Raw genomic sequence first — 14,324 nt, 5'->3', positions numbered from 1 at the left:
TAATACTTGGCAAGTTGTTTTTTGTTAAATAAATTGAAATGGTTCCGTATTGATTTCGGACTTTATAAATTCAACATCGAGTTTATTTTCAATGCAAAGTTGTGTCATTTTTTCAGATACACCTTTAATCATAACTTTTTCAACATGGTGACCTGGGTCGATGATATTCAAACCTAAATTCTCTGCATCCTGAGCAACATGAAACTTAATATCTCCCGTTACAAACACATCTGCTCCTGCACGTTTTGCAGAATGAACGTACGAATTACCATCTCCACCTATAACAGCAACTTTCTTAACCTCTTCTTGTAAATTTCCTACAACTCGAACCGCAGGAACGTTTAGACTGCTTTTTACGTGATTTGCAAATTGTTCGAGAGTCATTGGTTCTTTCAGAGTTCCAATGCGTCCTAGACCCATCTGATTCGTTTCTACAGCCATTGTATAAAAATCATAGGCAGGTTCTTCGTAAGGATGAGCATTTAACATCGCTTTTAATACTTTGTTTTTCATCGAAGTAGGAAATACGACTTCAATTTTTACTTCTTCAGTTTCTTCCATTTCACCTACTTCACCTATGTAGGGATCTGCTCCTTCTAATGCACGGAACCGTCCAATTCCTTTGCTAGAAAAGCTACAAGAATCATAATTCCCAATATGTCCCGCACCTACTTTTGCCAATGCTAAGCGGAGAGCATCCGCATGTCCATCTGGTACGAATACAGCGAGCTTCATCAAATTTTCACTAAATGTTTGTTCAAAAAATTGTGTATCTAATAGCTCTAAAGCTTCTGCTAATAAGTCATTGACCCCACCAGTAGCTACATCTAAATTTGTATGTGCTGCATAAACTGCAATATCATTTTTTATAAGTTTTTCATATAGCTTACCTGCTGGTGTATCTGTTCTTAAGTTAGATAATTTACGGAAAATTGGTGGATGATGAGCAATGATTAATTGACATCCTTTTTTAATTGCTTCATCAGCAACTTGATCCGTAACATCTAAAGTAACTAAAACCTTTGTCACATTTTTATTCAAAGTTCCAATTGCCAGTCCAATTGGATCATTATCCATACAGGCAAGTTTTTTGGGAGACCAGCTTTCAAATAATTGAATAATTTCATGACCATTTGCTGTTTTCATTACCAAATAACCTCCTCAACCATAGCAATTAAGTGTTGCAATTCCTCTCTTTTTCTATCGATTTCTGGAGTTAATTCGGCTTCATTTAGTGAAGCTAAGACACGTTTCCAATTCGCAATTTCATTCTCCCATTTTTTTATGAAAACTTTTGATTTCTCAACTGGCAAATATTTCCCAAGTAATAGTTCTTTTTCAGATAGTTCCATTTCTCCGCGCTGTAAAACGAGAACTTCATAAATTTTGTCATCTTCCTCTAAAATGACTTCATCTAAAAGTGCCCAATTATTTTTTACTGCCCACTCACGAATCACTTTCGAATGAATATTTGGTTGCAAAATTAAACGAGTAACAGATTTTAGTGCAGAAGGATTCTTTTCTAAAATTGATACAATTAACGGTCCACCCATACCAGCAATTGTAATCGTATCCACTTTATCTGATTCATCGATTGCTTCCAGACCATCTGCAAGACGAACGGAAACTTTATGGATTAAACCCTCTTCTCGGACTTGTCTAACTGCTGTTTCAAATGGCCCTTTTACTACTTCACCAGCAATTGCTCTTTTAGCAATTTTTTTATGAATTAAATAGCAGGGTAAATAAGCATGATCGCTACCAATATCTGCTATAATTGCTCCTGTAGGCACAAATGATGCTACTGTTTCTAATCTTTTTGAAAGTTTTTGTGCATTCACTACAAATTACCGCCTTTTCCATTTCGATAATCATTATTATAGTAGAAAATTTGACTAACTACCAATTGTTAACGATATATTATCTTGAAATATAAAAATCCTTAGTTGTAAATACAACTAAGGATTACTTGTAATAAATTATTATTTTAAAGAAGTAATGTATTCAGCGATAGCTTGTGCTTCTGCTTCACTTTTATCTTGTGGCGGCATTTGACCTTGACCGTTCATGATAACATCTTTAATATGTTCAACATCTGTTAAACCTACTAAATTTGGACCAACTGCACCACCAGTTAAGTCACCACCGTGACAAGCGATACAAGATGAAACTAACTCTGCTCCACCTGCACCCTCTTCAGCAGTTTCTCCATGTTCGCCACCATGAGCGATTTCCTCTTTGTTTCCAACGCCTTCCATAGACATAAAGAAAATAAGTCCGATACCAAATGCCATAATTAGGATATAAGGAATTACTGGATTGTTTTTCATATAAGTTACCCTCCCTTTTACTTCATATATGGTTCTATTTATTATAGAATCTAGTCAACATCTATAATTGTACTGCAATCTTCCAAAAACGAAAAGACCTAAACACTAACTTTTTCTATACTCTGTAACAATTTTGACAAATGTGTGTTAATTGTTCAGAATTTTCCTAGATATGATTAATTTTTGTATTTCAGATGTACCTTCCCCTATCTCTAAAAGTTTCGCATCTCTTAAATATCTTTCCACTTCATACTCTTTCATATACCCATAACCACCATGAATTTGAATTGCTTCATCAGAAATTTCCATAGCTATTTCAGAAGCATAATATTTTGCCATAGCAGCTTCTTTCGTATAAGGTCTCCCTACATCTTTTAACCAAGCTGCTTTATATACCATATTTCTCGCTAATTCTATCTTTACAGCCATATCTGCTAATTTAAATTGTATTGATTGGAATGCAGAAAGAGTTTTTCCAAATTGTTTTCGTTGTTTAGAATAATTTACTGCCTTATCAAATGCTGCTTGTGCAATACCAACAGCCATCGCAGCAATTCCAATTCGACCACCGTCTAAAGTCTTAAGAAATTGCTTAAACCCTTCACCTTTTTTACCCAGTAGGTTTTCTTCAGGAACTACGACATCTTCTAAGATGAGTTCAGTTGTATTTGAAGCGTTTAACCCCATTTTTTCATATTCACTCTTAATAGTAAAACCTTTACTGTCTGTTGGTACTATGATGGCACTTATTTCCTTTTCACCATCTTTTTTTGCGGTAATCGCAGTTAAGGCAAGGTGCTTCGCATAACTAGCGTTTGTTATAAAGACCTTTGATCCATTAATAATATATTGTCCATTTTTAAGCTCTGCTTTTGTTTCGGTACCACCTGCATCGGATCCGGCATTCGGTTCAGTTAGTCCAAAGGCTCCAAATGACTCTCCTGCACAAATAGGCACAAGAAATTTCTCTTTTTGCTTTTTTGTTCCAAAGAGGTTTAAAGGGGCTCCACCTAACGAAATATGCGCGGAATAGGTAATACCTGTTGAAGCACAGGCTCTACTTATTTCTTCAGTTACGATAGCGAAGCTTATTGTGTCACTTCCGGCTCCACCATACTCTTCAGGAAAAGGTAACCCCATTATGCCCATTTCCGCCAGTTGTTGAAAAATTTCTATTGGAAACCTTTTCGTTCGATCACGTTCAATTGCACCGGGAGCAACCTCTTCATCAGCAAATTCTTTAATCATTTTTAACAACATTGTATGTTCAGTTGTTAAATCAAAATCCATTTCATTCCTCCTCGTATTATGAATACAACTACCATAGATATATTCATTGGTGAAATCGAATAAAACAATGAAATGAATATAAAAAGCATGCACAGAAGACAGGAAACCATAAATCGGTTTTAAACTGTCTATCTTTTACATGCTTTTATGAGTTAGTTAAAAAATAATTTATAAACAATTAGTACCATTAAACCAAGTGACCCTGAAATGATGAAATAAATTTTTTTCGATAATATACCCATTCCTAACCATAAAATACAGTTAGCGATTATCAATGAGTATAGAATAGTAGCATCATTTGGAAAAAAGGAAATACTAATTTTTACTGACAGACCAAATACAAATAGAGCCGATACAAGCTGTAATATTGGTGCTAAGAAGCTTTGTTTTTTTGCAAAATAATAAGCACCAACCAAGCTAGTTATGGATAGTATCCCTACCACAATTAATAATAATAAGGTAATTTGTTGAACCGTAAAAAGTAAACCAAGTAAGAGAATTGCCATAATTACTAAAAAACTGTTTATTACAAAAACTTTTTTCATTTCTTTAGCTTTTACTGCTTTTTTATGACTTATTTTTTCTTTGCCCTCTAACTCATTCCCCTCAGAATATAAGGTCATTAAAAAGTCACAATATTGTTCAGGTAGTAGTTTATTTTGTTTCCAAAAAAGAATTTCGTTAAGTATGATTTGCTTTCGTGGGTTTGACATTAGTAATCTCCCAATTTAGTTAATTATGTATATATTTTATATTACAGTACTAGATTATCAATCATTAAAAAGTAACAAATTAATGTGAATAAATTTTAAAAGATACAAACACAAAAAAATAGAATGCTAAACGTATTAGGATTTAGCATTCTATTTTTAAATTGATGTATTATTCTAAGAAATCTTTTAGACGTTTACTTCTAGATGGATGGCGAAGCTTTCGTAATGCTTTCGCTTCGATTTGGCGAATACGTTCACGTGTAACACCGAACACTTTTCCTACTTCTTCAAGTGTACGAGTACGACCATCATCTAAACCAAAACGTAAACGTAATACATTCTCTTCACGATCTGTTAAAGTATCTAGAACATCCTCTAACTGCTCTTTTAACAATTCATAAGCAGCATGATCAGATGGAGATTGAGCTTCATGATCTTCAATAAAATCACCTAAGTGTGAATCATCTTCTTCACCAATTGGCGTTTCTAATGATACTGGTTCTTGAGCAATTTTTAGAATTTCACGAACTTTTTCAGGAGTTAAATCCATTTCTTCTCCAATTTCTTCAGGAGATGGTTCACGACCAAGGTCTTGTAATAATTGACGTTGAACACGGATTAATTTATTAATTGTTTCGACCATATGAACTGGAATACGAATTGTTCTTGCCTGGTCAGCAATAGCACGAGTGATTGCTTGGCGGATCCACCATGTAGCATAAGTCGAGAATTTAAATCCTTTACGGTAATCGAACTTTTCTACAGCCTTAATTAGTCCCATATTTCCTTCTTGGATTAAATCTAAGAAAAGCATTCCACGCCCAACATAGCGCTTAGCAATGGAAACTACTAGTCGTAAGTTTGCTTCTGCAAGACGTTTACGCGCTTCTTCATCTCCGTTTTCGATTCGTTCTGCCAATAATATTTCTTCTTCAGCAGTTAATAAATCCACTCTTCCGATTTCTTTTAGGTACATTCTTACAGGGTCATTAATTTTAACACCAGGAGGAACGCTTAAGTCATTTAGATCAAATTCTTCTTCACTAGCTTCTTGTTTCGAAAGGGCCTCTTCTTCAAACTCTTCTTTTCCATTTACAGTAGCATTAAAGTTATTTTCAAGCTCTTCAGCAAAATGGAATATCTCTTCATTTTCTAATTCGAAAGGTGCGAGTTGGCTTGTAATTTCAGCCATTGATATTTCTTTATCTTTTGCTTTCTCTTGGAGAAGTTTTTTAACCTCTTCTAATTTTTGTTCACTAACTACTTCTTTTGAATGTTCTGACTTGTCAGCCATAAACCTTCCTCCTTCTAACCAACCGTATCAAGTTAAATAGCCGATAATGATTTTCGTAAAACAATTATTTGTTGGGCGATTTCAAGTGCACGTTTATGCTCATGCATTTTTTCTGCTTCTTGGAAATCATGAGTTAATTTACTTATTTCTGATTCAATGCCATGTTTTTTAAGTTGTTTTAAGCAATCTGAGATTTCAGCTTCCGACTGCTCGGGATCACGTTCAGTTACGGCAGCTTCCATCACAATTTTCCTTAAAGAACTATCATCTAATACCTCTAAAAATCTTTGGTAATCTGCAGATTCATGCTCTTCATAAAAACCAATTAAGCGAACAAAAACAGCAACATATTCATCATGAACAAACGGCTGAGGATTTGAACTATTCATAATTCGATCAACCACTTCAGCATTATTAAGCATATGCGATAGGAGTAATCTTTCTGCTCTGTCAGTTGCATTCAATTTCTTTTTTTGTTTAATATCATTGACAACAGTTTGTCCAACTTTTTGAGAATTACGTTTAAACGTTTTTGCATTATCTGCTTCTAATTTACGAAATTGTGTATAAATAGCATCTACAGAAATAGTTGTTTCACTTGCGAGCTGTTTTATATATAAATCCCGTTCAACCGGAGATTTGTCGACAAGTTGTTCCAATACTTCCTGTATATACTGTAATATATCATTTTCAAATTGGAAGTTTTTATTGCGTCTTGCATGCATCATGACAAAAGAGATATAGCTTTGAGGTTTGTCCAAAATCTTTTTGTAAGATTCAGGTCCAAATTTACGTATATACTCATCTGGATCTAATTGATCGGGAAGTACGGCAACTTCAACTTTCAACCTCTCTGCTTGTAGCAGTTCAGCGGCACGTTTCGCTCCTTCTAAACCAGCATTATCACCGTCATAACAGATTATTACTTTTTCAACTAAGCGCTTGAGCTTTGTGATATGCTGGGGAGTTAAGGAGGTCCCCATGGTTGCAACAGCATTTAAAATACCTGCCTGATTTGTTGCTAAAACATCCATAAAGCCTTCCATTAGAATGACTTGTCCGGATTTTCTAATTGTACTTCTAGCCTTATCCAAATTGAATAATACTTGACTTTTATGAAATATAGGTGATTCGGGACTATTCAAATATTTTGCATCATTGCCTGTTTGATGAAGAATTCGACCCGAAAACGCAATAATCTTTCCAAAGTCATCACGAATTGGAAACATAATACGTGCACGAAAACGGTCAAAATATGATTGCTCATTTTCTCTTTTTATGATTAATCCACTTTCGGCGATTTCATCTAAGTCATACCCTTCTCTTTGGAGAAGAATTGACAGTGTGTCCCAGGAAGATAATGACCATCCTATACCATTCGTTTCGATATCTTCCTTCGTAAATCCTCTTTTCAGAAGATAATTTAATGCTTCTTCACCATCTTCTGTATTCATTAATAAATGATGATAGAAATCAGCAGCAAATTGATGTGCATTTAGCATATTTTCTTCTGCTTTTGAATAATTCCCTGCACTTTTTTGCATACTATCATTTTGTATATCAAGATGGATTCCCATCCGATTTCCTAATTTGGAAACAGCATCGACAAAAGGAATATTTTCAATATCCATGATGAACGTAATTGCATTTCCTCCCGCACCACAACCAAAACAGTGAAAAATCTGCTTTTCTTGAGATACTGAAAATGAAGGTGTATTTTCACCATGGAATGGACATAATCCAAACCAGTTACGCCCTCTCTTTGTTAACTGTACATATTCACTGATTACATCGACGATATCCGACTGAGAACGTATTTGTTCAATCGTTTCCTCAGGAATTTTTCCAGTCATTGCATCACCATCTTAAATTAACTTAATACACAATTCGCGATAATTTTAAAAAATCCTTTATTATACGACAAAAAATCTAAATTTCAAGTGATAATTATATCCAATTGTATTTTTACCACAATTTTATTATTATAAAACAAACATTTTGAAAAATCCACTCTTTTTTTGTAAAAACTGAAGAAAAACCTCCCCCAAACGGATTGGAGGCGGTTTAATCAAGACCTTTCTTGTTCTATTTTGTGAATAATCACATTGGCTGTTTCTTCAACTGCGCGATTTGTAACATCGATCACATCACAACCAATTTGCTGAACAACCTTGTAAAAATGCTTAAGCTCATCTTCTATTCTTGCGTGCTTTGCATAGTTTGCATCATCGTTTAAACCTAAAGCTTTTAGTCTTTCTTTTCGAATCATATTTAACTTTTCCGGAGAAATGACTAATCCGAAGCACTTTTTAGGATTTACTTGAGATAATTCTTCGGGTGGATCGATTTCTGGAACAAGAGGGACATTTGCCACCTTGTATCGTTTATGTGCTAAATATTGTGATAATGGTGTCTTGGATGTTCGAGACACACCTATTAATACAACATCCGCAAGTAATAGACCTCGAGGGTCACGTCCATCATCATATTTAACAGCAAATTCGACAGCTTCTATTTTCCTAAAATAATCATCATCGAGTTTATGAACTAATCCAGGCTCTTGTAGTGGCTTTTGATTTGTTTCTTTTTCAAAAATACTAATCATAGGTCCTAATAAATCATACGATTTTACACCTTTTTGGTTGCAGGCCTCAATCATATATAATCGCATACTCTCTTCTACTAGAGTAAAGACGATCATTGCATCTTGTGCTTTGGCAATTTCAACGATGTTATCTATATGATCTTTATTGTTTATATGTGCAAATTTTCGAATAATCGTATTATCAAAGTTTGGACGGAATTGAGTAATAACTGCTTTAACTACCTGTTCACCAGTCTCACCAACAGAATCGGATACGACATATACTTGTAACTTTTTCAAATTAGCACTCCTTATAAATCATGCGTTTCAGCTAATGATATAAATGCTTTTGTAATATTCGTTTTTGTTATGCGCCCAACAATTTCAAATCCATCTTCTTTCTCATTCACGACCGGAAGCGAATCTACTTGTCTCTCGATTAATTTTTTTGCTGCAACGATTAGAGAGTCTGTTTTATGACAAAATACAATATTCGGCATTCTAGTCATTATGATATGTACTGGGATTTGATTTAAATTTTGAGTGCCAATACTTGTTCGAAGTAGATCCTTTCTTGACAGTACACCCTGTAAGTGTGATCTATGGTCTACAACAAATAAAGTTCCCACATCTTCTAAAAACATGTGCACGATGGCATCATATACCATCATGTTTTCAGATACCACAACAGGAACTGATTGAAAATCTTTAACTTTTAAGTTCATCATTGATTCTGTAACGCTTGCCATTGTTTTTTTACCTGAATAAAAATACCCGACACGAGGTCTAGCATCTAAAAAACCAGCCATAGTTAGTATGGCTAAATCTGGTCTTAATGTTGCCCGAGTCAAATTCAGTCGTTCTGCAATTTGCTCTCCAGTAATAGGACCATTTTCTTTGACAATCTGCAGAATCGTGTCCTGACGTTTATTGAGTTCTATTGGACTCACCCGCCTCAAATAGTGTTATACTTTTACTTAAATATTATATACTAATATTCAATGAATTGCTAAGAAAAGTAGTAGATGCTACAATATTGACATAGTTAAGATTATTAGCATAAACTATAGCTAACAAAATCATAAGGCAATGATAGGACTATAAGTATCTTTTCCACAAAAGCGAGTAGGATTTGGTGAAAGCCTACATCGAAAAGAGAAACGGCACCCTTGAGCCATTGAAATTAAAAGAGGATTGAAAAACAGCAAGTTCTCGGATTTGCAAACGCTTTGGTAAGTAGGAAAAACTGATTGAAAGCGTTTGTCAATCAAGGCACGAGGTGATGAACAACCGGAGCGAACTTTTTGGGTTCGTGAGGATTGTGAAGAACCTCGTAACGCAGAGTGCGAACGCTTGCCAACAGTTTTTCAGTCAATCAGGGTGGAACCGCGGGTAAAGCACTCGTCCCTGGGCATAAAACCATTGTGCCCGGAGACGGGTGCTTTTATTTTATTTTTTCTATAGGAGGAATATTCATGACAACAAAATCAATGGAAACAATTGTAGCCCTTGCCAAACACCGTGGGTTTGTATTTCCTGGATCTGAAATTTACGGAGGTTTAGCAAACACTTGGGATTACGGTCCATTAGGTGTTGAACTTAAAAACAACGTAAAACGTGCTTGGTGGCAAAAATTCGTTCAAGAATCTCCATACAATGTAGGTCTTGATGCTGCAATCTTAATGAACCCTCGTGCTTGGGTTGCTTCTGGTCACGTAGGTAACTTTAATGACCCAATGATCGACTGTAAATCATGTAAAGCAAGACACCGCGCAGATAAACTAATCGAAGAAGCATCCATTGAAAAAACAGGCCAAGAAATCGTTGTAGATGGTATGAGCTTCGATCAAATGAAAGCAAAAATGGAAGAGCTTGAAGTAACATGCCCAGACTGTGGTAAAAATGACTTTACAGATATTCGCCAATTCAATCTTATGTTCAAAACATTCCAAGGTGTTACTGAATCTTCAACAAATGAAATTTATTTACGCCCTGAAACTGCTCAAGGTATTTTTGTGAACTTCAAAAACGTTCAACGCTCAATGCGTAAAAGAATCCCATTCGGTATTGCACAAGTAGGTAAATCATTCCGTAACGAAATCACACCTGGTAACTTCACTTTCCGTACACGTGAGTTCGAACAAATGGAACTTGAATTCTTCTGTAAACCTGGGGAAGATTTAGAATGGCAAAATTATTGGAAAGAATTCTGTAAAAACTGGTTATTAAACTTAGGTATTAAAGAAGATAGTATTCGCCTTCGCGATCACGGTGAAGAGGAGTTATCTCATTACTCAAATGCAACAACTGACATTGAATACCGCTTCCCATTCGGTTGGGGTGAATTATGGGGTATCGCAGACCGTACAGACTACGATTTAAAACAACATATGGAGCATTCAGGTGAAGATTTCACTTATATTGATACAGTAACTAACGAGCGTTACGTTCCATATTGTATCGAACCATCTGTAGGTGCAGACCGTGTTACGTTAGCATTCTTAGTTGATGCATACGATGAAGAAGAAATAGAAGGTGGCGATGTACGTACAGTACTACGCTTCCACCCAGCACTAGCACCATTTAAAGCAGCAGTTCTACCATTATCGAAAAAGCTTGCTGATGATGCAACAGCTGTTTGGGATGAACTTCGTAAATCATTCCCTGTTGATTATGATGAATCACAATCAATTGGTAAACGTTACCGTCGTCAAGATGAAATCGGTACACCATTCTGTATCACTTACGACTTCGATTCAAAAGAAGACGGTCAAGTAACAGTACGTCACCGCGACTCTATGGATCAAGTACGTATGCCAATTTCAGAAGTGAAAGCTTATATCGAAAAACATTTACAATTCTAAAAAAAATAGAGCATATTTCGCTAATGCGAGATATGCTCCTTTATTTTGTATCTGGTTTACTTGAGTGGTTTTTTACGATTACAAGACTACTACTGGAACAGGTCTAATTGAATGTTTCTATGTTACCTTTCTGTGTTAAATCATACCTGTTTGGTCACTGAGAGTGCTTCTCTGTTACCTTTCCATTGCAATTTCAACCCAAATGGTCACTGATTAGCCTTCTCTGTTACCTTTCGATTAGAATTTCAATCCATATGGTCACTATAACCCACTTTGTTCACTCAATAAGATTGCTCTATACCTCCAATTGATCACTAGGATCATTTTCTGATAGTTTTTCATTTCCTTCTATTCCTTAATAAAAATTCAGAAGATTCAAATTTTATTAATGAATAGTTATTTCCAATTCGGTATATTAGTGGTAAGGGGATTTTTGTACTTAGGGGGGAGTAGTATGTTTTTTCAGGCAATATCAAAAAAGCAGATTGAAAGGGATACAAAAAAAGATTTATATGAACAACTACAATTTGTAGTTGTAACGCTTTTAAATAGAGAATTACCATCGCATTATGCTGCGAATCATATTCTTTATACAGCAAATTTACGTTTGGAAGAACTAAAAGAATTAGCTTCATATCATAGAAAACGAATTAATCTATATTCATCTATAGGACAATTTCATAAGGAAGCTTACGATTTAGCGATAAAAAATACAAACCAGTTACAATTACTCATAGATTCATATATAACACTTCACATTGATACTGATAGAGAAAGAATTAATCATCGTTTAAGTTTTAAGGATGATGAGGTGATAGCCTTATATAACGAGTTAATTGATTTCAAAAAAGCAAAAGTACAGCAGGAAATGCAAGAATTGTTTTGGAAAGCATATAAACAAGATTTAATGCCTTTATTAGCAGAATTAAGATAAGGAGGTAGCTATTCGCTATCCTCCTTTTTATCGGTCTTTCTTGGCAATAACTCAGGCGTTCTTTCTAATTGCTCGATAAAAGTTCTAGATTTCAATCGAATGCCTGTTTGTTCTTCATAGATGGTTGTAACGATTTTTTTAATAAATCTTTTCGTTTCTCGCTTCAACTCTAGTTTTCCTAATTGCTCAATCGGCACCATATAAAACATACGGATTAATTTCAATTGAGTTGGTGTCAAACGAATGATATAAGGATCTAGATGAAAACAACGGTGGCATAAAAAACCCCCTTGTGAGAAAGAAAAAGCAAATTCCCCATCCACGGCTCCACATTGAGCGCATGCATGTAAAATTGGCTGCACCCCAGTATAGGGAAGCATCTTCCAGTCTACGAATAAAGTAATTGCCTCAGGATCATAACCTTCTTCAATTGCATTGAGAGCTTGTTGTAAAACATCAAAAGCATAAGGTTCAGGTTTCCCCTCTTCCACAAGCCGATCGATAATTTCAACGATATAACTTGCATAGGCAGTTAACGTAATGTCCGTTAGAACATGTCGCATCGAGTTTAAATGCTCTCCTTGTTGGAGTGTTCCCATTCCACTCGTACGCTGACATACAAACATTCCATGCATAAAGGTTTGTGTAATTCCCGCTAAACGACTTGTTGGTTTTTTTGCTCCTCTTGCCATCACCGTTACTTTACCTGCTTCTCTCGTCAAAAGGGTAACGATTTTATTTGACTCGCCATAAGCGCGAGATTTTATGACAATGCCTTCCCATTTATGTAACACTCACGGCACTTCCTTCAAAAAATTCATTATTTCTATTATACATGAGAAAGCTAGATTGAAGTAACTTCTTCGTTATTTGTATTAGAGAAACAGTTATTGAGGGTAGATTATTTACATTAATTATGTATATATAAAGTAAGCCCGTAATCAAATAACGCATATTTTCAGAACGCACCTCCCGGTACTATAAAAGTATCTTTTCAAGGGAGGTGTTTTTTATGTCAACAAATAAGGTTTCAATCGTTCCAGTCAAGTTGGAACCTACTCCAACTTCTTCTAGTAATACGAGTCGTTCACCAGCAAAACCAATCTGCGTAATTCAAGCGAATGAATTAAAAATTTCCTTTTACCCTGATGTTAAGAACTTTGTCATTCAAACAATTATGAAGGAGTTACGCAACCATGATTCATGATTTTACAAAGGTGAAAAAAATCTATATCATTTGTGGTCGAACGGATATGCGTAAAGGAATAGACGGCTTGGCTACGCTTGTGCAGGATTCATTTCAGCTAGATCCTTATTGTGATGCGATTTTCTTATTTTCTGGATGGAGTCGAGACCGTTATAAATGTTTATATTTTGATGGTGACGGATTTGCTTTATTGTATAAACGTATAGATAACGGGAAGTTGCAATGGCCGAAAAATGAAGCAGAAGTACGAAATTTATCACATCAAGAATTGCGCTGGTTGTTAGAAGGATTATCTTTATCACAACCAAAAGCAATTGCGAAATCTTCTAAAGGTGTCTTTTAAACTCATTATTCTAAATGTATAATAGGTTTTAGAAAATACTGGACGGAAATGTGGTGAATAACTTGACGAACGCTTCAATAACAACAGAAAAAATGGTTCAACTTTTTGAAGAACAGCTGACTTATATGAAACTACAAAACGGTGATTTAACAAAACAAAATAAAGATTTATTGAAACAAATTGAAGCGTTAACTGAACAAGTTCGCCAATTAACAAAAGCGTTATATGGTTCAAAATCAGAGAAATCAAAATATCAAGCACCAGATGGTCAGTGCTCCTTATTCGAGGATGATCCTTCTTTTAACGAATCTGAGCACACAGAAGAACAAAGCACGGAGACTATTAGCTACACAGTTATTCGTAGAACAAAAAACAAAAAGCGGAATGACTCATTTATTGAAGGAGTAGAGATTGAGGAAGTACATCATCATCCAAGTAATACACAATGCGACTGTTGTCAAAGTGACATGTATAGAATCGGAAGCAGCGTTGCACGTGAAGAAGCAAAATTTATCCCAGCAAGAATGGTTCGCGTACAACACATTGAGTATGCATATGAGTGCAAGCAATGTAAAAAAGACACGGCACAAAACGCTCAAATTAAACGTGGAAAAGCGCCGATGGCGGTTATTCCACGAAGTATTGCAGGTCCAACGGTGTTGGCAAAATTAATATATGATAAGTTCATTCAATATTTACCACTGTATCGCCAAGTGAAAGAATGGGAACGTTCAGGCTTAATCACGAACGATAAAAATCTTTCAA

General features: G+C 35.3%; 15 protein-coding genes. 5 read left to right on the top strand and 10 right to left on the bottom strand.

Annotated features, from left to right (window positions below; genetic code table 11):
- Positions 1–24 precede the first annotated feature (24 nt).
- The 9 genes from ACOQFO_RS15420 to ACOQFO_RS15380 form a co-directional block, all read right to left on the bottom strand.
- Positions 25–1,146, bottom strand: a complete 1,122-nt coding sequence (locus tag ACOQFO_RS15420) for a Nif3-like dinuclear metal center hexameric protein (protein WP_421690565.1) — start codon at positions 1,144–1,146, stop codon at positions 25–27.
- A complete protein-coding gene (locus ACOQFO_RS15415; RefSeq protein WP_421690564.1) occupies positions 1,146–1,841 on the bottom strand; it encodes a tRNA (adenine(22)-N(1))-methyltransferase in 696 nt (231 codons plus the stop codon). The genes ACOQFO_RS15420 and ACOQFO_RS15415 overlap by 1 nt, the downstream gene beginning before the upstream one ends.
- A gap of 141 nt (positions 1,842–1,982) precedes the next feature.
- On the bottom strand, positions 1,983–2,330 hold the full coding sequence (cccA, locus tag ACOQFO_RS15410; protein ID WP_421690563.1) for a cytochrome c550: 348 nt from the start codon (positions 2,328–2,330) through the stop codon (positions 1,983–1,985).
- Positions 2,331–2,477: 147 nt separating this feature from the next.
- Positions 2,478–3,620: an acyl-CoA dehydrogenase family protein gene (locus tag ACOQFO_RS15405; protein WP_421690562.1), complete on the bottom strand. Its 1,143-nt coding sequence runs from the start codon at positions 3,618–3,620 to the stop codon at positions 2,478–2,480.
- Between the two features lie 152 nt (positions 3,621–3,772).
- Positions 3,773–4,333, bottom strand: coding sequence for a hypothetical protein (locus ACOQFO_RS15400; protein ID WP_421690561.1), 561 nt, complete (start codon positions 4,331–4,333; stop codon positions 3,773–3,775).
- Positions 4,334–4,502: 169 nt separating this feature from the next.
- Positions 4,503–5,627: an RNA polymerase sigma factor RpoD gene (gene rpoD, locus ACOQFO_RS15395; protein ID WP_421690560.1), complete on the bottom strand. Its 1,125-nt coding sequence runs from the start codon at positions 5,625–5,627 to the stop codon at positions 4,503–4,505.
- A 32-nt stretch (positions 5,628–5,659) separates the two neighbouring features.
- Entirely contained in the window at positions 5,660–7,480 is a 1,821-nt protein-coding gene (gene dnaG / locus ACOQFO_RS15390; protein ID WP_421690559.1) for a DNA primase, read from the bottom strand.
- 215 nt (positions 7,481–7,695) lie between these two features.
- A complete protein-coding gene (locus tag ACOQFO_RS15385) occupies positions 7,696–8,511 on the bottom strand; it encodes a pyruvate, water dikinase regulatory protein (RefSeq protein ID WP_421690558.1) in 816 nt (271 codons plus the stop codon).
- A gap of 11 nt (positions 8,512–8,522) precedes the next feature.
- Positions 8,523–9,161, bottom strand: coding sequence for a helix-turn-helix transcriptional regulator (locus ACOQFO_RS15380; RefSeq protein WP_421690557.1), 639 nt, complete (start codon positions 9,159–9,161; stop codon positions 8,523–8,525).
- Between the two features lie 525 nt (positions 9,162–9,686).
- Between ACOQFO_RS15380 and ACOQFO_RS15375 the strand changes: the two genes are divergently transcribed.
- Both ACOQFO_RS15375 and ACOQFO_RS15370 read left to right on the top strand, forming a co-directional pair.
- Complete coding sequence (locus tag ACOQFO_RS15375) at positions 9,687–11,075, top strand: glycine--tRNA ligase (RefSeq protein ID WP_421690556.1); 1,389 nt, start codon at positions 9,687–9,689, stop codon at positions 11,073–11,075.
- Between the two features lie 454 nt (positions 11,076–11,529).
- Positions 11,530–12,009 (top strand): hypothetical protein, encoded by a 480-nt coding sequence (locus ACOQFO_RS15370; RefSeq protein WP_421690555.1) that lies wholly within the window; start codon positions 11,530–11,532, stop codon positions 12,007–12,009.
- Between the two features lie 8 nt (positions 12,010–12,017).
- On the opposite strand, the gene recO is transcribed toward ACOQFO_RS15370, so the two are convergent.
- The gene (gene recO, locus ACOQFO_RS15365) at positions 12,018–12,803 is read right to left on the bottom strand and encodes a DNA repair protein RecO (protein WP_421690554.1); all 786 of its coding nucleotides are present in this window, start codon (positions 12,801–12,803) and stop codon (positions 12,018–12,020) included.
- Between the two features lie 218 nt (positions 12,804–13,021).
- Between recO and ACOQFO_RS15360 the strand changes: the two genes are divergently transcribed.
- The 3 genes from ACOQFO_RS15360 to ACOQFO_RS15350 form a co-directional block, all read left to right on the top strand.
- A complete protein-coding gene (locus tag ACOQFO_RS15360; RefSeq protein ID WP_421690553.1) occupies positions 13,022–13,216 on the top strand; it encodes a hypothetical protein in 195 nt (64 codons plus the stop codon).
- Positions 13,206–13,559 carry an IS66 family insertion sequence element accessory protein TnpB gene (tnpB, locus tag ACOQFO_RS15355; protein ID WP_421690552.1) on the top strand — a complete coding sequence of 118 codons (354 nt, stop codon included), beginning with the start codon at positions 13,206–13,208 and terminating at the stop codon, positions 13,557–13,559. The genes ACOQFO_RS15360 and tnpB overlap by 11 nt, the downstream gene beginning before the upstream one ends.
- Positions 13,560–13,621: 62 nt before the next feature.
- The coding region (locus ACOQFO_RS15350) for an IS66 family transposase zinc-finger binding domain-containing protein (RefSeq protein WP_421690551.1) at positions 13,622–14,324 on the top strand (703 nt) is incomplete at its 3' end.

Source organism: Ureibacillus sp. MALMAid1270 (assembly GCF_049202975.1).
Taxonomy (GTDB): Bacteria; Bacillota; Bacilli; order Bacillales_A; family Planococcaceae; genus Ureibacillus.
This window is presented reverse-complemented; position numbering and strand designations above follow the sequence as displayed.

Bases quoted from the DNA above. Each gene is read 5' to 3' on its own strand.
- ACOQFO_RS15420 (WP_421690565.1), bottom strand. From the start codon at position 1,146: ATGAAAACAGCAAATGGTCATGAAATTATTCAATTATTTGAAAGCTGG.
- cccA (WP_421690563.1), bottom strand. From the start codon at position 2,330: ATGAAAAACAATCCAGTAATTCCTTATATCCTAATTATGGCATTTGGT.
- ACOQFO_RS15405 (WP_421690562.1), bottom strand. From the start codon at position 3,620: ATGGATTTTGATTTAACAACTGAACATACAATGTTGTTAAAAATGATT.
- ACOQFO_RS15400 (WP_421690561.1), bottom strand. From the start codon at position 4,333: ATGTCAAACCCACGAAAGCAAATCATACTTAACGAAATTCTTTTTTGG.
- rpoD (WP_421690560.1), bottom strand. From the start codon at position 5,627: ATGGCTGACAAGTCAGAACATTCAAAAGAAGTAGTTAGTGAACAAAAA.
- dnaG (WP_421690559.1), bottom strand. From the start codon at position 7,480: ATGACTGGAAAAATTCCTGAGGAAACGATTGAACAAATACGTTCTCAG.
- ACOQFO_RS15375 (WP_421690556.1), top strand. From the start codon at position 9,687: ATGACAACAAAATCAATGGAAACAATTGTAGCCCTTGCCAAACACCGT.
- ACOQFO_RS15370 (WP_421690555.1), top strand. From the start codon at position 11,530: ATGTTTTTTCAGGCAATATCAAAAAAGCAGATTGAAAGGGATACAAAA.
- ACOQFO_RS15360 (WP_421690553.1), top strand. From the start codon at position 13,022: ATGTCAACAAATAAGGTTTCAATCGTTCCAGTCAAGTTGGAACCTACT.
- tnpB (WP_421690552.1), top strand. From the start codon at position 13,206: ATGATTCATGATTTTACAAAGGTGAAAAAAATCTATATCATTTGTGGT.